This window comes from Curtobacterium sp. YC1 (genome assembly GCF_016267665.1).
Taxonomy (GTDB): Bacteria; Actinomycetota; Actinomycetes; order Actinomycetales; family Microbacteriaceae; genus Curtobacterium.
Map to the genome: position 1 here is coordinate 1,399,130 of NZ_CP066341.1, position 18,207 is coordinate 1,417,336.

Below are 18,207 nucleotides of genomic sequence, written 5' to 3' on the forward strand. Positions count from 1 at the left end.
GGGGGCGGGGCGGGCCTCCCGGCTGACGATCGCCGGTAGTCTTGCCCGGACCGTTTCCGCACCGAGCACCCAGCTCGGCGACCTCTGGAGCACCCTTTGGCACAGCCCTCCCGTCTCGACAGCGTCATCGCCCTGGCCAAGCGCCGCGGCTTCGTCTTCCAGTCGGGTGAGATCTACGGAGGCTCCCGCTCCGCGTGGGACTACGGGCCCCTCGGTGTGGAGCTCAAGGAGAACATCAAGCGCCAGTGGTGGCAGCGGTTCGTGCGCGGACGCGGGGACATGGTCGGCCTCGACTCCGCCGTCATCCTGCCCCGCAAGGTGTGGGAGGCCTCCGGGCACGTGGCGACGTTCACCGATCCGCTGGTCGAGTGCCTGCACTGCCACCACCGGTTCCGCGAGGACCACCTGCTCGAGGCGTTCGAGGCGAAGAAGGGCCGCGCCCCCGAGGGCGGCATGGCCGAGATCGCCTGCCCGAACTGCGGCACCCGCGGCGAGTGGACCGAGCCCCGTGAGTTCTCCGGCATGCTCAAGACCTACCTCGGCCCGGTCGAGTCGGAAGAGGGCCTGAACTTCCTGCGCCCCGAGACCGCCCAGGGCATCTTCGTGGACTTCGCGCAGGTCGTGACGACCAGCCGCATGAAGCCCCCGTTCGGCATCGGTCAGGTCGGCAAGGCGTTCCGCAACGAGATCACGCCCGGCAACTTCATCTTCCGCACGCGCGAGTTCGAGCAGATGGAGATCGAGTACTTCGTGCCGCCGGCCTCGGCCGAGGAGCACTACGAGCAGTGGATCGCCGACGCCGTCGCGTTCTACACCGACCTCGGCATCGACCCGGAGAACCTCCGCCGCTTCGACGTGCCGGACGGCGAGCGGGCGCACTACTCCGACGCCACCGCCGACATCGAGTACCGCTTCGGTTTCACCGGCTCGGAGTGGGGCGAGCTCATGGGCGTCGCGAACCGCACCGACTTCGACCTGAACAACCACATCGAGGCGTCCGGGCAGGACCTGCGGTTCTTCGACCAGGCGGCCAACGAGAAGTACGTGCCGTACGTCATCGAGCCGTCGTTCGGCCTGACCCGTGCGCTCATGGCGTTCCTGCTCGACTCGTACCACGAGGACGAGGCCCCGAACGCGAAGGGCGGCGTCGACAAGCGCACCGTGCTGCGCCTCGACCCGCGCCTGGCGCCCGTGAAGGCCGCGGTCCTGCCGCTGTCGCGCAACGAGCAGCTGTCCCCGGTCGCCCGCGGCCTGGCCGACGACCTGCGCAAGAACTGGAACGTGGACTTCGACGACGCCGGTGCCATCGGCCGTCGCTACCGTCGCCACGACGAGATCGGCACGCCGTTCTGCATCACGGTCGACTTCGACACCCTCGAGGACAAGGCCGTGACCGTGCGCGAGCGCGACACCATGGGCCAGGAGCGCGTGGCGCTCGACCGGCTGCAGGGCTACCTGGCCGAGCGGCTGCTCGGCGCGTAGGCGGTCCCGCTCCGCACGACCGAAGTCACCCCGAACCACGCGATCGCGTGGCGCGGGGTGACTTCGGTCGTGCGACGGGAATGCGCGCCGCACGCGCGCGTTGGGGATGAGCATGAACGACTCCGTGAAGGTCGATGTCTGGTCGGACATCGCCTGCCCCTGGTGCTACATCGGCAAGCGCAAGTTCGAGGCCGGCGTGGCCGCGTTCGGTGCCTCGTCGGACGCCCGGCCCGTCGAGGTCGAGTACCACTCCTTCGAGCTGAGCCCGGACACCCCCGTCGACTTCGAGGGCACCGAGGCCGAGTTCCTCTCCGGCCACAAGGGCATGCCCGTCGACCAGGCGCAGCAGATGCTCGACCAGGTCTCGGCGATCGCCGCCTCGGTCGGCCTGCAGTACGACTTCGACGCCATGCACCACACCAACACCGTCAAGGCGCACCAGGTCATCCACCTCGCCAAGCAGCACGGCAAGCAGCTGGACATGGTCGAGCGCCTGTTCACCGCCTACTTCGAGCGCGGTGAGCACGTCGGGCAGGACGCCGCGCTGGCGGACCTCGCCGCCGAGGTCGGGCTCGACCGCGACGAGGTCCTCGCCACCCTGCGCGACGACTCGCAGCTCGCGGCCGTCCGCGCCGACCAGGCCCAGGCGCAGGCGTACGGGATCAACGGCGTGCCGTTCTTCGTCATCGACGGCAAGTACGGCGTCTCCGGCGCGCAGGACCCGTCGGCCTTCGAGCAGGTCCTGTCGCAGGTCGTCGCGCTCCGCGAGACGACGCCGGACGAGGTCGCGGCCGCGACCGAGCGCGCTGCGGACGACGCGAGCGCGGACGTGGCGGCGACTCGATGACCGGCGCGACGATCAGCGACCAGGGCGCGGTGCGCCTCCAGGCCGTGACGTCGGTACCGTCCGTGCCGGACGCGCTCACCGGCCTGGAGGCCCGCCCCGCGTTGCTGACGCTCGTCACGTCCGGCGGTGCGCCGGTCTGCGAGGGTGATGCGTGCCTGATCGACGCCGGCGCATTCGCCGGCTCCGAGGGGGACTGGACCGAGGTGCCGGACTGACGTCCGTCGCGCCTTCCCGCTTCCGCGCCCCCGTGCGGTCGTCGCGCCCCGACTCTGCGGGGCGCGACGGCTGCGCAGGGGCGCGACCCGTCGGTCGTCGGGACCGGTCAGCCGCGCTGCGGTTCCTCGTCGGTGATGTCGGCGACGGTCGCGCCGTACGCGGCGACGAGCGCATCGGCGTCGACGAAGGCGCTGGCGCCGTGCCGGCCGGCGCCGAGCGCGACGCGACGGCCGAGGATGCGCTCGTCGGCGTAGACGGGCAGGTCGCCGGTCGCGCCGATCGGCGTGATGGTGCCGCGTTCGTAGCCGGAGGCCTCGAGCGCCGTGGCGGCGTCGGGCATCGAGAGCTTGTTGACGCCGACGACGGTGCGGAGCTTCTTCCAGGCGATGCTCCGGCCGCCGGGCACCAGGGCGAGGAGGAACCCGCCGTCGTGCCGCTTGACCACCAGGGTCTTGACGATGTCGCCCGGTTCGATGCCGAGCAGGCCGGCAGCCTGCTCCAGGGAGTCGGCGGCCGGGCGTTCGACGACCTCGACCGGCAGGCCCCTGGCGGCTGCGTCGGCGTCGAACCTGGTGATGGCGTCGGTCGTCATGTGGAGAACGCTACCGTCGGGCACCGACGTGGGAGGATGGGACCGGTATGACGATCACAGAAGCGCCCGCGTCGCGAGTCGGCGGCCCCCTGCGCATCGGCCCCATCGAGGTCGACGTGCCGGTCGTGCTCGCGCCCATGGCGGGCATCACGAACATGGCGTACCGGCGGCTGTGCCGCGAGTACGGCGCCGGACTGTACGTGTGCGAGATGATCACCTCGCGCGCGTTGGTCGAACGCACCCCGGTGTCGATGCAGCTCATCCAGCACCACGAGTCGGAGTCCCCGCGCTCGATCCAGCTGTACGGCGTCGAGCCGAACACCGTGGCCGAGGCGGCGTCGATCCTGGTGGGCGAGGACCGAGCCGACCACATCGACCTGAACTTCGGCTGCCCGGTGCCCAAGGTCACCCGCAAGGGTGGCGGAGCGGCGCTGCCGTGGAAGCTCGAGCTGTTCCGCGAGCTCGTCACCAAGACCGTCCGCGCCGCCGGTGACGTCCCCGTCACCGTGAAGATGCGCAAGGGCATCGACGAGGACCACCTGACCTACCTGGACGCCGCCCGCATCGCGCGGGACGCCGGTGTCGCCGCGGTCTCGCTGCACGCCCGCACCGCGAACGAGCACTACTCCGGGCACGCCGACTGGTCGGCGATCGCCACGCTCAAGGAGACGGTGACCGACATCCCGATCCTGGGCAACGGTGACATCTGGTCGGCTGCCGACGCCCTGCGGATGGTCGACGAGACCGGCGCCGACGGCGTGGTCGTCGGGCGCGGCTGCCTCGGTCGTCCCTGGCTCTTCGGCGACCTGGCCGCGGCGTTCCGCGGTGAGGGGCTCCGGTACATGCCGTCCCTGGGCGAGGTCGCCGACGGGTTCCGCCGGCACGCCGAGCTGCTCGTCGAGTTCTTCGGGTCCGAGGAGCACGGCTGCCGCGACATCCGCAAGCACGTGGCCTGGTACTTCAAGGGGTACCCGATCGGCAGCGACGTCCGGTCCGGCCTGGCCATGGCGTCGAGCCTGCAGGAGATCGACGACCTGCTCGGCCAGCTCGACCACGACGCGCCCTACCCGGGTGCCGACGCCGAGGGGCCGCGCGGTCGTGCCGGTCACCCCAAGCGCACCGCCCTGCCCGACCGCTGGCTCGAGTCCCGCGACGTCGACAGCGAGTTCCGCAAGGTCCTGGCCGCCGCCGAGCTGCACCACAGCGGCGGATGAGCGCCACCGCCTCGTACGGCCCGGCCGACGCCGAGCGCTGGCTCCCCGAGGAGCACGGCAACCGCCGATCGGACTTCGCCCGCGACCGCGCCCGGCTGCTGCACTCCAGCGCCCTGCGCCGCCTGGCCGCGAAGACCCAGGTGCTCAGCCCGACCGCCGGGCTCGACTTCGCCCGCAACCGCCTGACGCACTCGCTCGAGGTCGCGCAGGTCGGTCGCGAGCTCGCCGACTCGCTCGGACTCGACCCCGACGTGGTGGACACCGCGTGCCTGGCGCACGACATCGGCCACCCGCCCTTCGGGCACAACGGCGAGACCGCCGTCAACGCCTGGGCCGCCGGCATCGGGGGCTTCGAGGGCAACGCGCAGACGCTCCGGCTGCTGACCCGACTCGAACCGAAGGTCTACGGCCCCCGCGCCGGCGTCCCCGGCGGCGCCGACCGCCCGTACGGCCTCAACCTGACGCGTGCGTCACTCGACGCCAGCTGCAAGTACCCGTGGCCGGCCGCCCAGGGCGTGTCCGAGTCGTCGTCCGGCCGGACCAAGTTCGGCTTCTACGACGACGACCACGACGCCTTCGCGTGGCTCCGTGCCGGTGCGCCCCGGCGTCAGCGGTGCATCGAGGCGCAGGTGATGGACCTGGCCGACGACATCGCGTACTCGGTGCACGACTTCGAGGACGCCGTCGTCGCCGGGTTCATCGACGTGGCAGCCCTGGGCGACCGCGTCGGCGAGAACGACATCGTCACCGCCATGCACGCCTGGGTCGGCGACGACCTGAGCCGTGACGAACTGCTCGAGGCCTTCGACCGGCTGCGGGCGCTGCCGCTGTGGATGACCTCGTACGACGGCTCCCGGCGTGACGCCGCCCGTCTGAAGAACCTGACGTCGCAGCTGATCGGGCGCTTCGCGCGCACGGCGACGGCGGCCACCCGCGAGTCCTACGCCTCGGGGTCGCTCGTCCGGTTCGCCGCCTCGGTCGTCACCCCGCCCGAGATCATCGGTGAGATCGCAGTCCTCAAGGGCATCGTCGCCGCGTTCGTGATGACCCACGGCGACCGGCAGCCGGTGTACGAGGACCAGCGCCGGGTGCTCACCGAGCTCCTCGACGCCCTCGCGGCGACGGGACCGGCCGACCTCGAGCCGGGCTTCGCCGCCGATTGGCACGAGGCCGGTGACGACGCCGGCCGACTGCGCGCCGTGGTGGACCAGGTGGCGAACCTGACGGACCAGGGCGCCTTCGCCTGGCACAAGCGCCTGGTGGTCGGTGACCGTGATCCCGTCCACATCGCGGTCTGACGTGACCGCGCCGGCAATGGTCCCGTCCACATCGCGGTCTGACCTGACCGCGCGGGCCGTGGTCTCGTCCACATCGCGGTCGGACCGGTCCGCCAGCGTCGCCCCCACGAACTAGGATCGAGGGGTGGCTGGCAGGATCGCGCGGAACGACATCGACGAGGTCCGCTCGCGTGTCAACATCGCCGACGTCGTCGGCGACTACGTCACGCTGAAGCACGCGGGCGTCGGGTCGATGAAGGGGTTGTGCCCCTTCCACGACGAACGCTCCCCGTCGTTCCACGTCCGCCCGCAGGTCGGCCGGTACCACTGCTTCGGCTGCGGCGAGGACGGCGACGTCTTCAGCTTCATCATGGCGCAGGACCACACCACCTTCGCCGAGGCCGTCGAGCGCATGGCCGCGAAGATCGGCTACACCCTCCACTACGAAGAGGGCGACGGCCCCCGCACCGACTACAACACCCGGGCCCGGCTGATCGCCGCGAACGAGGCCACGCTCGAGTACTTCACCTCGCAGCTCACGACCGCCGCCGCCGATCCCGCCCGCCGGTTCCTGGGGGAGCGCGGCTTCGACCCCTCGGCCGCCCAGCACTTCGGTGTCGGCTTCGCGCCGAAGTCGTACGACATGCTCAAGGACCACCTGCGCGGGCGCGGCTTCACCATGGAGGAACTCATCTCCGCCGGCCTGGTCAGCCAGGGCGACCGGTCGCCGTACGACCGGTTCCGCGGGCGGCTGATGTGGCCCATCCGCGACGTCACCGGCGCCACGATCGGGTTCGGTGCCCGGCGGTTGCTCGAGGACGACAAGGGCCCGAAGTACCTCAACACGCCCGAGACGCCGATCTACCACAAGAGCCAGGTGCTCTACGGGCTCGACCTCGCCCGCCGCGAGATCTCGAAGCAGAAGCAGGTCGTCATCGTCGAGGGCTACACCGACGTCATGGCCTGCCACGTCGCCGGGGTCACCACCGCGGTCGCCACGTGCGGCACGTCGTTCGGCGTCGACCACATCAAGGTGCTGCGGCCGATGCTCGGCGACCTGGCCGGCGCGGACCCGAACGCCAACGGCGAGGTCGTGTTCACGTTCGACCCGGACGAGGCCGGGCAGCGTGCGGCGTCCCGCGCCTTCGCCGAGGAGCAGCGCTTCGCCGCGCAGACCTACGTCGCCGTGGCCCCCGGCGGGCTCGACCCGTGCGACCTCCGCCTTGCCCGCGGCGACGACGCCATCCGCCGTCTGGTCACGAACAAGCGGCCGATGTTCGAGTTCATGATCCGCCGCACGCTCGACGGCCACGACCTCGAGACCGTCGAGGGGCGCGTCGGTGCCCTCCGCGCCGCCGCCCCGGTGCTCGCCGGCATCCGCGACCGCTCGCTCACCCAGGGCTACGTCCGCGAGCTCGCCGGCTGGCTCGGCATGGAGATCCCCGAGGTGCGCCGGTCCGTCGAGACCGCCCGGCGTCGTGCCGGCTCGCCAGGCCAGGACGACCGGTCTGGAGGCCCGGGGCGCGACGGTCGCGCCGGTTCCGCCGACGACGGGTCGGGTGTCACCGACGAGCCCGTCGCCGGGATCCGCTCGTTGCCGAACGACCCCATCAGCCGCATGGAGCGCGACGCCGTGATGGCGATGGTGCAGCAGCCGACGTCCGTCGGGGCGCCGCTGCTCGGACTCGCCGCGTCGGCCACGTTCTCGACGCCGATGCTCGCCGTGGTGCGGGACGCCGTGGTCGCGAACGTCGACGTCATCGGCGCGGGGGACTGGCTCGACCGGCTCCTCGCCGACGTGCCGGCGCCCCTGCGCACCCTGACGCACGAGCTCGCCCTCGCGCCGATCCCCGCGCGCAACGCCGACGACCTGGCGGCCTGGTCCCGCAGCATCGTCGTGGCGCTGGTCGAGCGTGACCTGCTCGCCCGCAAGGCGTCGTTGCTCGGGCAGCTGCAGCGCGCGGACCCGCACGAGCAGGCCGAGCGACGCGCCGAGATCCAGCGGCAGCTCGTCGACATCGACGGGCAGCGGATGCGGTTGCGCGCCGACGCCGAGGCCTCCTAGCCCGCCTCGAGCCAGGTGCGCGAGGGGCAGGGCGTGCCGCCTGCCGGGCGTCGAGTGGTCGCAGGGCGTCAGTCGGGCGCGACGTGGCTGACGGCACGTGACCGCTCGGCGTGGGGCTGGCGGCGTGTCGTGACCGGTCGGCAGGCGCGAGTGGCGGGCGGACGCGGGGCGGGCCTCCCGTCCAGTGAGCGTGCGGTGCCGGGACGCGCCCCGTATCAGGCGTCGAGTGGTCGCAGGGCGTCGGCTGGGCGGCGTCCGGCCGACTGCACGAGACCGCACGGCGTTGGTTGGGCGGTGTGTCGTGACCAGTCGGCGTGGGCGAGGGGCGGGCGGACGCGGGGCGGGCTTCCCGGTCGGGGTGTGTGCGGTGCCGGGGCGCGCCCCGTGTCGGGCGTCGAGTGGTCGCAGGGCGTCGGCCGGGCGGGGTCCGGCCGACTGCACGTGACCGCACGGCGTTGGTTGGGCGGTGTGTCGTGACCAGTCGGCAGGCACGATTGGCGGGGCGGACCCTCGGCGGGCCGCCCGTCCAGGGAGCGTGCGGTGCCGGGACGTGCCGCGTGTCGGGCGTCGAGTGGTCGCAGGGCGTCGGCCGGGCGGGGTCCGGCCGACTGCACGTGACCGCGCGGCGTGGGGCGGCCGGTGTGTCGTGACCAGTCGGCGTCGGCGAGTGGCGGGGCGGACGCGGGGCGGGCCTCCCGGCCGGGTGCACGAGGTCGCACGACGCACCGTCGGCGCACCACCGAAGTCGCACTCCGTCACGCCAACCGGCAGCCGTAGGGGGCCGAAGTGCGACCTCGGCGGCGAACGTGCCCCGGCAACCCTGCACGTTGCACGGCGCAACTTTCGTGCGCGACGCGCCGCTCAGCAGTGGCGGAATCATGCAGCATGCGACGCCCTCGTGCATTACAGCGGTGTAAACAAAACGCCTCCCGGGTCGAGAAGTTCCGTGACAGGGTGATACCAATGAGCGTTCCTGGCCGGTCACACAGTCGATCCACCGCCGGCCCAGGACCCTTGCAATCACGACCAGAGAGGCAGCGGACATGGCATCCGTGACCAAGTGGGGCAAGCGCGGCATCGCGCTCGGCGCCGGAGCAGCGGCGACGGCGCTGGTGCTCACCGGCTGCGCGAGCAGCAGCGTGAGTGACACCGAACTGAACGGCCTGAGCATCGGGACGACGGACAAGGTGACGTCCCTCGACCCGGCCGGTTCCTACGACAACGGCTCCTTCGCCGTGCAGAACCAGGTCTTCCCGTTCCTGATGAACACGCCCGTGGGCAGCCCGGACGTCGAGCCGGACATCGCCTCGAAGGCGGAGTTCACCGACCCGACCACCTACGAGGTCACCCTCAAGGACGGTCTGAAGTTCGCGAACGGCAACGAGCTGACGTCGAGCGACGTCAAGTTCTCGTTCGACCGCGAGCTCAAGATCAACAACGAGAACGGCCCGCAGTCGCTGCTGGCCAACCTCAAGAGCATCGACACCCCGGACGACACGACCGTGGTGTTCAACCTCGACCACGCCGACCAGACCTGGCCGCAGGTGCTCTCGAGCCCCGCCGGCCCGATCGTCGACGAGGACGTCTTCTCGGCCACCGAGCTCACCAGCGCCGACGACATCGTCAAGGGCAAGGCGTTCGCCGGGCAGTACGAGATCACCTCCTACAAGGAGAACGACACGATCCAGTACAAGGCCAACAAGGAGTACGACGGCCTCCTCGGCAAGGCGAAGACCGACGAGGTCACCGCCAGCTACTACACCAAGGAGACCGACCTCAAGCTCGCGGTGCAGGAGGGTGACGTCGACGTCGCGTACCGCTCGCTCACGCCGACCGACATCGCGGACCTGCGCAAGGACGACTCGCTCGAGGTCACCGACGGCCCCGGTGGCGAGATCCGCTACGTGGTCTTCAACCTCGACACGCAGCCCTTCGGTGCGAAGACGGACGACGCCGACGAGGCGAAGGCCCTCGCCGTGCGCCAGGCCGTCGCCGACGTGGTCGACCGCGCGTCGATCGCCAAGGAGGTCTACAACGACACCTACTCGCCGCTCTACTCGATGGTGCCGGACGGCCTGACGGGTGCCGCGAAGCCGTTCGAGGAGCTCTACGGCGACGGTGACGGCGGCGCGGACGTCGACAAGGCGAAGAAGACGCTGGCCGACGCCGGTGTCACGGGCAAGGTCACGATCGACCTGCAGTACTCGCCCGACCACTACGGTTCCACCTCGGACGACGAGTACGCCGCGATCAAGACGCAGCTCGAGAACTCGGGCCTGTTCACCGTGAACCTGCAGTCCACGGTCTGGACGACGTACTCGCAGGAGCGCGTGAAGGACGCCTACCCGGTGTACCAGCTCGGTTGGTTCCCGGACTTCTCGGACGCCGACAACTACCTGTCGCCGTTCTTCTCGAAGGACAACTTCGTGCAGAACCACTACGACGACGCCGAGATCCAGGACCTCATCGCCGCCGAGCAGCAGGAGTCCGACGCGGACGAGCGCGCCGACCTGATCGAGCAGGCGCAGGAGCGTGAGGCCACCCAGATCTCGACGCTGCCGCTGCTGCAGGGCAAGTCGGTCGCGGTCGCCTCGAAGGACGTCAAGGGCCTGACCCTCGACTCCTCGTACAAGTTCCGCTACGCCACGCTCAGCAAGTAACACCCATCGGACACCAGGGGGCGTTCCCACGAGGAACGCCCCCTGGTCACGTCCACGAAAGGCATCCCCACCGTGACCCTCATGCCACCCGAGGCGATCGAGTCGGAGCCCACGAAGCCGCAGGCACAGCGCAGTGCCAAGAACGGCGGCGGGCTCGGCCGGTACATCCTCGTCAGGTTCCTCCTCATCTTCCCGACCGTCTTCATCCTGGTGACGCTCGTGTTCTTCCTGATGCGCGTCATCGGGAACCCGATCACCGCGTCGGTCGGCGGTCGGCTCACGCCGTCTCAGCTCCAGGAGCGCCTCGCCGCCGCCGGGTACGACCGCCCGGTGATCGTGCAGTACTTCGAGTACCTCGGCAACATCCTGCGCGGGGACTTCGGCACGACGTCGACCGACAACCGGCCGATCACCGAGGTCATCGTGACGTACGGCGGCGCGACCGCGGAGCTCGTGTTCTACGCGCTCATCGTCGCGCTGCTGCTCGGCATCCCGCTCGGCATGCTCGCCGCGTACCTGCGCGACAAGTGGCCGGACGTGCTGTTCCGCGCGCTGGCGATCCTGACCTACGCGACGCCGGTGTTCTTCGGCGGCCTGCTCCTCAAGCTCGTCTTCTCGGTGTGGCTCGGCTGGCTGCCGCTCGGCGACCGCGCGTCGACCCGGGTGTCGCTGATCCTCGACAACATCCCCGGCGCGACGGGCATCTACCTGATCGACGCCCTGCGGACCGGGAACGCGCAGGTGATCGGCGACGTGCTGTCGCACGCGGTCCTGCCCGCGCTGACGCTCGGCCTGCTGACGGCCGGCATCTTCCTGCGGCTCGTGCGCGCCAACATGATCGGTTCGCTCGGCTCCGAGTACGTCGACGCGGCCCGCTCGCGCGGCGTCCGGGAGGCGCGGCTCGTCCGCACGCACGCGTTCCGTCCGGCGCTGGTCCCCATCATCACCGTGATGGGTCTGCAGATCGCCATGCTGCTGGGTGGGTCGGTGCTCACCGAGACCACCTTCGGCTGGCGCGGGCTCGGGTTCGAGCTCAACCAGTACCTGTCCGCCCGCGACTTCGTCGCCGTGCAGGGGATCGTCGCGATGCTCGCCGTGATCGTCGCGGTGACGAACTTCGTCGTCGACGTCGTCGCGGCGGTCATCGACCCGAGAGTGAGGTTCTAGCGATGGCCGACACCTCGCTCGTCGACCGCCACGAGCCGTTCTGGAAGCGGCTGCCCGTGGTGGTCCAGCTCCGCAAGAGCACCGGCTGGCAGCGCGGCATGCTCATCACCGGTGTGGTGATCTGCGCGCTCTACCTGATCGTCGCCCTGGCGGCACCGCTCATCGCCCCGTACGGATTCGGCCAGCTGCAGGGCGCCGACGGCCAGAGCTTCCCGCGCACCGGCGCCCCGAGTGCCGAGCACATCTGGGGCACGACCGTCGGCGGCTTCGACGTGTTCAGCCGCGTCGTCTACGGCGCCCGCACGGCCGTCCTCGTGGTGATCGTCGCGGTCATCGTCTCGATCACCATCGGTGTCCTGCTGGGCATGGTGTCCGGGTACCTGGGCGGCTGGCTCGACCGGACGCTGGTCGTGGTGGCGGACGCGGTGTACGCGTTCCCGTCGCTGCTGCTCGCGATCGTCGTGTCGATCGTCATCTCCGGCGGCAACTCCAGCTACGCCGGCGGCATCGTCGCGGCGGCGATCTCGATCACCGTCGTGTACATCCCGCAGTACTTCCGGGTCGTGCGGGCCGAGGCGGTGCGCCTGAAGAACGAGGCGTTCGTCGAGTCCGCCCGGGTGCTCGGCACCCACCCGTGGCGCATCATGACGCGCCACGTGCTGCGGAACTCCACCCGCTCGCTGCCGCTCATCCTGACGCTCAACGCCAGCGACGCGATCCTCACCCTCGCCGGGCTCGGCTTCCTCGGGTTCGGCATCGGCCCGACCGCCGGCGCCGAGTGGGGCTACGACCTCAGCCGGGCGCTGTCCGACGTGGCGTCGGGTGTCTGGTGGACCGGCGTGTTCCCCGGTGTCGCGATCGTCGTGCTCGTGCTCGGCGTGACCTTCATCGGCGAGAGCCTCAACGACATCTCGGACCCCCGTCTGCGCGCGCGGCGCCGGCTCAAGCAGCTGGTGTCGCGGAAGCAGGCGGCCAGCACGGAAGGGGCGGCCGCATGACGGACGCAACTCAGCGCCTCCAGGCCGACGGCGGGACGCCCGTGGCGGTCGTCGACGACCTGACCGTCACGTTCGCCACCGACGGCGGCGCCGTCGAGGCCGTCAAGGGCGTCAGCCTGGACGTCCGGCCGGGCGAGGTCCTGGCCCTGGTCGGCGAGTCCGGTTCGGGCAAGTCGGTCACGGCGCGCAGCATGCTCCGGCTCATGCCGGAGACGGCGACGATCGGCGGCGCGGTCTACCTCGACGGCACCGACGTGGTCAGCGTCGGGTCGGCGAAGCTCCGCGAACTCCGGGGCACGGCCGGCGCGATGGTGTTCCAGGAACCGTCGACCGCGCTCAACCCCGTCTTCACGGTGGGGTGGCAGATCGCCGAGGGCCTGCGCGCGCACGGCGGCGTGTCGAAGAAGGAGGCGCGGGCCAAGGCCATCGACTACCTGCGCCGCGTGGGCATCCCCGACCCGGAGACCCGCGTCGACCACTACCCGCACCAGTTCTCCGGCGGCCAGAAGCAGCGTGTCGTCATCGCGAGCGCGCTCGCCCTCGAGCCGAGCGTGATCATCGCCGACGAGCCGACCACGGCGCTCGACGTGACGGTGCAGGCCGAGATCCTCGACCTGCTCCGGCGCTGCCGCGACGAGTTCGGCGCGGCGATCGTCGTCATCACCCACAACATGGGCGTCGTCGCCGACCTGGCCGACCGCGTCGCCGTGATGTACCAGGGCGAGGTCGTCGAGGAGGCCCCGGTCGCGCAGCTGTTCGCCGCGCCGCAGGCCGACTACACGAAGCGTCTGCTCGCCGCCGTGCCCCGGCTCGAGGCGTCGACGGGCACCGCCCGCCGTGCGGCGATCACGACCGACGTGGAACCCCTCGTCAGCGCGAAGGGCCTGGAGATCGAGTACCCGGGTCGTCTCGGGGCGCCGGCGTTCCGTGCGGTCAAGGGCGTCGACCTGGACATCCGCCCCGGCGAGGTCCTCGGCCTGGTGGGGGAGTCGGGCTCCGGCAAGACCACCATCGGACGGGCGATCGCCGGACTGACGAGGATCACCGGCGGCTCGCTCGACGTGCTCGGCACCGAGATGCTCGGCTACAAGGAGCGGGACTTCAAGCGGCACCGCAAGGACATCGGGTTCGTGTTCCAGGACCCGGCGACCTCGTTCAACCCGCTGCTCACGATCGCCGAGTGCGTCGCCGAGCCGCTCGTCGTGCACGGCGTCGCCTCGGGTCCGCGTGCGGCCCGCAAGCGCGTCGACGAGCTGCTCGAGGCCGTGCAGCTGCCGGCGGCGTACGGCGACCGGTACCCGCACGAGCTCTCCGGCGGCCAGCGGCAGCGGGCCTCGCTCGCACGGTCGCTGGCGCTCCGGCCGAAGCTGCTCATCGCCGACGAGCCGACCAGCGCGCTCGACGTGTCCGTGCAGGCCCGCGTGCTCGAGCTCTTCCTCGAGCTCCAGCAGGACCTGGGCTTCGCGTCGCTGTTCATCAGCCACGACCTGGCGGTCGTGGGCGCGCTGTCGGACCGCATCGCCGTGCTGTACCGGGGTGACCTGGTCGAGACCGGCACGACCGCGCAGGTGCTCGGCAGCCCGCAGCACCCGTACACGCAGCGCCTGCTGGCGTCGCTGCCGGTGCCGGACCCGGCGGAGCAGGCGGAGCGACGGCGTACGCTGGAGGAACTGGAGCGCGCCGGGTCCTGACCCGACGGCACCCGCCCTGGAGGCCCGACCAGCGTCGTCGACGCTGGTCGGGCCTCCAGGGCGGTCGTCTCCACTGCTGTACGCACGACGGTCCTGCCACCGCGGCCCGTCGCGAACCGCCGCCAGGGGGCGGCGTGGAAGGGGACCCATGATCGCGGTCAACGGACCGGCGGTCGTCGCGGACGACGTGTCGATCGAGTACCGGGGCGGACGGGGGGCGGAGCCGATCCGGGCGGTCGACGGGGTGAGCCTGACGGTCCGACAGGGCGAGATCCTGGCGCTGCTCGGCGAGTCCGGCTCCGGCAAGTCGACGTTCGCCGCCGCGCTCGCGGGGCAGCTCGGCTCGCACGGCGAGGGCGAGGGGGCCCTGCGCCGGCACATCGTCGGCGGTGAGCTGACGGTGCTCGGGCAGAAGACCCGCGGGCTCCGACCGTCGTCGCGCAAGGCGGAGCGGCTGAGCGGCCGCATCGGCTACCTGCCGCAGGACGGCGCCGACCGGCTCAGCCCGGACCTGACCGTCGGTGAGGCCGTCGCCGAACCGATCTACGCCCGCGACCGCCGGTTCGACCGCAAGGAGGCCGGGCTCATCGTCGCCCGGCTGCTCGACGCGGTGCACCTGCCGCTCGGCGTGATGCGCCTGAACACGTGGGAGCTGTCGAGCGGGCAGCGGCAGCGCGTCGCCCTGGCGAAGGCCCTGGTGCTCGAGCCGCAGCTGCTCGTCGCCGACGAACCCGCTCGCGGCGTCGACGTGCTCGTGCGTCAGTCGGTGCTCGAGGCGCTCGCGACCCTGCAGCGCGGTCGACAGTTCTCCGCCGTCGTCGTGTCGAGCGACCTGCGCGAGGCCCGCGCCCTCGCCGACCGCGTCGCCGTGATGGCCGACGGGCGGATGGTCGGCCTCGGCACCTTCGACGAGGTCCTCGACAACCCCGTCGACCCCTACGTGAAGACGCTCGCGTCCACCGCGGCCCGCGGTGTGAAGCGGCGCCCGACGACCAGCACGGCACGCCGTTCGACCGCACCCCGACGGCCCGTCGCCGCCGGCGCCGCCCCCCGGACCGACCGGCAGGAGACCCGGTGAGCGCCGCCCGCGGCCACCGCGCCGTCGTCCCGGCGTCGAACGCAGCGCTGCCGGTCGACCCGCCGCAGGCCGGACCCGTCGCGGTCCTGCCGGAGCCGACGGACCTGCACGTCACGGCCGTGACCGAGGCCGGCGGCACCGTCGCTCCGCTCGACACGGACACCCGCGGCATCGTCTGGCTCGACGCCCAGGACGCCGACGGGCTCGCAGAGGCCCTCGACGCCGCGCCCGCGGTCGGCTGGGTGCAGCTGCCGTTCGCCGGCGTGGACGCCTTCGCGCACCTGATCGCGTCGCACGGCGACCGCGTGCTCTTCACCTCGGCGAAGGGTGCCTACGCGGAGCCCGTCGCCGAGCACGCCCTCGCCCTGACCCTCGGCACGCTGCGGGTCCTGCAGAAGCGTGCCCGCGCGTCGTCGTGGGCCACCGAGCCCGAGGGGGTCTCGCTGTACGGCCGGAACGTCGTCGTCATCGGCGCGGGCGGGATCGCCGTGGAGTACCTGCGGCTGCTCGCCCCGTTCGACGTCGACGTCACCGTGGTGCGCCGCTCAGCCGACCCGGTGCCCGGTGCCTCGCGCACCGTGACGACCGACGAGCTGGACGACGTGCTGCCCGACGCCGACGTCGTCATGATCGCGGCGGCCATGACCTCCGGCACGGCGAAGCTGTTCAGCGCGCGGCAGTTCCGCATCATGAAGCCGTCCGCCCGGCTGGTGAACATCGCCCGCGGCGGACTCGTCGACACCGACGCACTCGTCGACGCCCTGCGCACGGGCGAGATCGCCGCCGCCGGCCTGGACGTGACCGACCCGGAGCCGCTGCCCGACGGGCACCCGCTGTGGTCGGAGCCCGGTGCGATCGTCACGCCGCACCAGGCGGACACCCCGGAGATGGTCGCGCCCCTGCTGGCCGAGCGGGTGCGCCTGAACACCGCGGCGTTCCTGGACGGCAGCGGCGACGGGTTCGTCGGCGTGGTCGATCCGGAGGCGGGCTACTGATCCGCCGGTCCGGCGACGGCGCGCCCGGGCGGCGTGTCCGATGCGGTGGTGGGCGTCCGGGTGCTGCTATGCTGTTACCCGTTGTTCGCACGTCATTCGCCAGCGGACAGTGATCCTCGATAGCTCAATTGGCAGAGCAGCCGGCTGTTAACCGGCAGGTTGTTGGTTCGAGTCCAACTCGGGGAGCGTCAGGCCCCCACTCCTCGGAGTGGGGGCCTTCTGCGTTCCCCGTCTGCTTGGGAAGACAGCGGCGTGTTCGTTGCACGCCGCCCCGTGCTCGAGACGCCTCCGGATCCGGCGGTGTCTCGACCGTTCGGGGCGTCGAGGGACGACGCCGGCGTGTGCGTGGGACGCCGGCGTGTGCGCGTCAGCGGTTGTCGAGTTCTTCGGGCTCGATGCTGAGGGTGCCGTCGCGGTCGTTGTCGTTGATCACGCCGGTCTTCGTGACGTACACGTCCAGGTAGTCGAGCCGGAAGTGCTCGAGCTGGTCGTCGTACTCCGACAGGAACGTCCGGACCTGCGGCGGCATGGCACGGCGGTCGTCGTGCCCGACGACGACGGCGTCGAACGGGCCGAACTGGGGCTTCTGCGTCCCGCGGTCGCCGAAGTAGATCCGCCAGGTGTTCGCGCTGAAGCGGGCGAAGAGGACGTTCTCGTCGTCCTTGCCCCGCACCTGTAGTGCTTCGCTCAGCATCGCGACACCGCTCGGCCGGGTCTGCACGACGGCGACGCCGAGCCGCACGACCGGGACCAGCAGCGCGGCGACGAGCACGACCGCCGCGATGCGTCCGACCGGCGGACGGACGGTGGCCAGGCGCCCGTACCCGATCGCCGCCAGGGCGATGATCAGCGGCATCCACGCGTCGTAGTAGTAGGGGAGTGAGACGTTGGCGACGATGACGTAGAAGACGAGGAAGACGCCGAGGGCGATGCCGAGGTACGCGACGAGCCGGTCCGGTCGGACGGCGAGGGCCGCGACGACCCCGACGGCCAGGACGGAGAGCAGCAGCCAGCCCGTTCCGTCGGCGAGGAAGGCGAAGTTCGCCCACCACGGCGCCGTCGGCCAGACGGTCCCGAGGATGGTCGTCGGGTGCCCGTGCGCGTTCTGCTGCGCCTGGAAGCGGAGCATCTGCCCGATCGCGCGGAACAGCCCGACCGGCAGGTACACGACCACGAAGACGACCACGAAGGCCACGCCGCCGTACAGCGCGCCGACCCCCAGGTCCCGCCAGCGACGGAACAACAGCGGCAGTGCGCCGATCGCGAGCACGAGCACCGCGGTCGACACCTTGGACGTGACGGACAGGGCGAGGAGGGCTCCCGCGGCGGCGACCCACCACCGGTTGCCGGTCCGCATCCACGTCCACGCAGCGGCGAGCGACGCCACAGCGAAGAAGACCATGAGCGGTTCGAGCATCGCGAAGCGGTCGATGCGGACGCCGATGACCGAGCCGGCCTCCGCCCACGTCGCCCCCGACCCACGGGGGGTCAGCCACCAGAGGCCGGCGGCGACGAGCCCCGTCCAGAACCCGAGCTCGCGACGCAGCCAGAGGAACAGGACGGCACCGGTCCCGAGCACCGCTGCCGCGGCGACCAGGCGGGGGCCCAGCGGACCCTGTCCCGCGAGGAGCTGCGCCACACCGTAGACGTACTTGGCGAGCGGCGGGTGCTCGAGGTTCAGCGAGAAGTCCCCGTGCACGTAGGCCCAGCTCGCGCGGAGGTACACGAACTCGTCGTTCACGATGGTCGGTCGGCCGAGGTGCCACGTGGTGACGAACACGGCGGCCAGGGCGACGACCACGAGGGCCGTCACACGGACGGTGCGGGGGTGCGGGCGGGGGATGGGGGCCTCCAGGCTTCGGTGCTGCGCGTCCATCTTCGCAGGAGCCGCCGTGCGGGTCGTGTGCGGCTGATGCTGTTAGCGT

General features: G+C 71.5%; 14 protein-coding genes, 1 tRNA gene and 1 pseudogene. 14 read left to right on the forward strand and 2 right to left on the reverse strand.

The window, feature by feature from the left end; all coding sequences use genetic code 11:
• The first annotated feature begins 96 nt into the window (after nt 1-96).
• The 3 genes from I8920_RS06640 (at nt 97) to I8920_RS06650 (ending at nt 2,544) form a co-directional block, all read left to right on the forward strand.
• Nucleotides 97-1,482 carry a glycine--tRNA ligase gene (locus I8920_RS06640; protein ID WP_198658344.1) on the forward strand — a complete coding sequence of 462 codons (1,386 nt, stop codon included), beginning with the start codon at nt 97-99 and terminating at the stop codon, nt 1,480-1,482.
• Between the two features lie 112 nt (nt 1,483-1,594).
• The gene (locus I8920_RS06645; protein ID WP_198658345.1) at nt 1,595-2,329 is read left to right on the forward strand and encodes a DsbA family oxidoreductase; all 735 of its coding nucleotides are present in this window, start codon (nt 1,595-1,597) and stop codon (nt 2,327-2,329) included.
• Nucleotides 2,326-2,544, forward strand: coding sequence for a hypothetical protein (locus I8920_RS06650; RefSeq protein WP_198658346.1), 219 nt, complete (start codon nt 2,326-2,328; stop codon nt 2,542-2,544). The genes I8920_RS06645 and I8920_RS06650 overlap by 4 nt, the downstream gene beginning before the upstream one ends.
• Nucleotides 2,545-2,651: 107 nt before the next feature.
• Here I8920_RS06650 and I8920_RS06655 read toward each other — a convergent pair whose 3' ends face one another.
• On the reverse strand, nt 2,652-3,137 hold the full coding sequence (locus I8920_RS06655; RefSeq protein ID WP_198658347.1) for an aminoacyl-tRNA deacylase: 486 nt from the start codon (nt 3,135-3,137) through the stop codon (nt 2,652-2,654).
• Between the two features lie 47 nt (nt 3,138-3,184).
• Between I8920_RS06655 and dusB the strand changes: the two genes are divergently transcribed.
• The 11 genes and pseudogenes from dusB (at nt 3,185) to I8920_RS06705 (ending at nt 16,468) form a co-directional block, all read left to right on the forward strand.
• Nucleotides 3,185-4,351 carry a tRNA dihydrouridine synthase DusB gene (gene dusB / locus I8920_RS06660; RefSeq protein WP_198658348.1) on the forward strand — a complete coding sequence of 389 codons (1,167 nt, stop codon included), beginning with the start codon at nt 3,185-3,187 and terminating at the stop codon, nt 4,349-4,351.
• Nucleotides 4,348-5,649 (forward strand): deoxyguanosinetriphosphate triphosphohydrolase, encoded by a 1,302-nt coding sequence (locus I8920_RS06665; RefSeq protein WP_198658349.1) that lies wholly within the window; start codon nt 4,348-4,350, stop codon nt 5,647-5,649. The genes dusB and I8920_RS06665 overlap by 4 nt, the downstream gene beginning before the upstream one ends.
• A gap of 124 nt (nt 5,650-5,773) precedes the next feature.
• A complete protein-coding gene (gene dnaG, locus I8920_RS06670) occupies nt 5,774-7,693 on the forward strand; it encodes a DNA primase (protein ID WP_198658350.1) in 1,920 nt (639 codons plus the stop codon).
• 1,043 nt (nt 7,694-8,736) lie between these two features.
• Nucleotides 8,737-10,353, forward strand: a complete 1,617-nt coding sequence (locus I8920_RS06675) for an ABC transporter substrate-binding protein (protein ID WP_198658351.1) — start codon at nt 8,737-8,739, stop codon at nt 10,351-10,353.
• Nucleotides 10,354-10,434: 81 nt separating this feature from the next.
• Nucleotides 10,435-10,671 (forward strand): annotated as a pseudogene (locus I8920_RS16370) (ABC transporter permease); the annotation flags it as partial.
• Nucleotides 10,672-10,854: 183 nt separating this feature from the next.
• Nucleotides 10,855-11,520 (forward strand): ABC transporter permease, encoded by a 666-nt coding sequence (locus I8920_RS16375; RefSeq protein WP_442873583.1) that lies wholly within the window; start codon nt 10,855-10,857, stop codon nt 11,518-11,520.
• Nucleotides 11,521-11,522: 2 nt separating this feature from the next.
• Complete coding sequence (locus I8920_RS06685) at nt 11,523-12,518, forward strand: ABC transporter permease (RefSeq protein ID WP_198658352.1); 996 nt, start codon at nt 11,523-11,525, stop codon at nt 12,516-12,518.
• Entirely contained in the window at nt 12,515-14,209 is a 1,695-nt protein-coding gene (locus I8920_RS06690) for an ABC transporter ATP-binding protein (RefSeq protein WP_198658353.1), read from the forward strand. The genes I8920_RS06685 and I8920_RS06690 overlap by 4 nt, the downstream gene beginning before the upstream one ends.
• A gap of 148 nt (nt 14,210-14,357) precedes the next feature.
• Nucleotides 14,358-15,287 carry an ATP-binding cassette domain-containing protein gene (locus I8920_RS06695; protein WP_198658354.1) on the forward strand — a complete coding sequence of 310 codons (930 nt, stop codon included), beginning with the start codon at nt 14,358-14,360 and terminating at the stop codon, nt 15,285-15,287.
• Nucleotides 15,284-16,282 carry a D-isomer specific 2-hydroxyacid dehydrogenase family protein gene (locus tag I8920_RS06700; protein ID WP_198658355.1) on the forward strand — a complete coding sequence of 333 codons (999 nt, stop codon included), beginning with the start codon at nt 15,284-15,286 and terminating at the stop codon, nt 16,280-16,282. Before I8920_RS06695 ends, I8920_RS06700 begins: the two co-directional genes overlap by 4 nt.
• 113 nt (nt 16,283-16,395) lie before the next feature.
• Nucleotides 16,396-16,468, forward strand: a tRNA-Asn gene (locus I8920_RS06705).
• 181 nt (nt 16,469-16,649) lie between these two features.
• Here the strand turns inward: I8920_RS06705 and I8920_RS06710 are convergent.
• Nucleotides 16,650-18,158 (reverse strand): ArnT family glycosyltransferase, encoded by a 1,509-nt coding sequence (locus I8920_RS06710; RefSeq protein ID WP_198658356.1) that lies wholly within the window; start codon nt 18,156-18,158, stop codon nt 16,650-16,652.
• Nucleotides 18,159-18,207 lie beyond the last annotated feature (49 nt).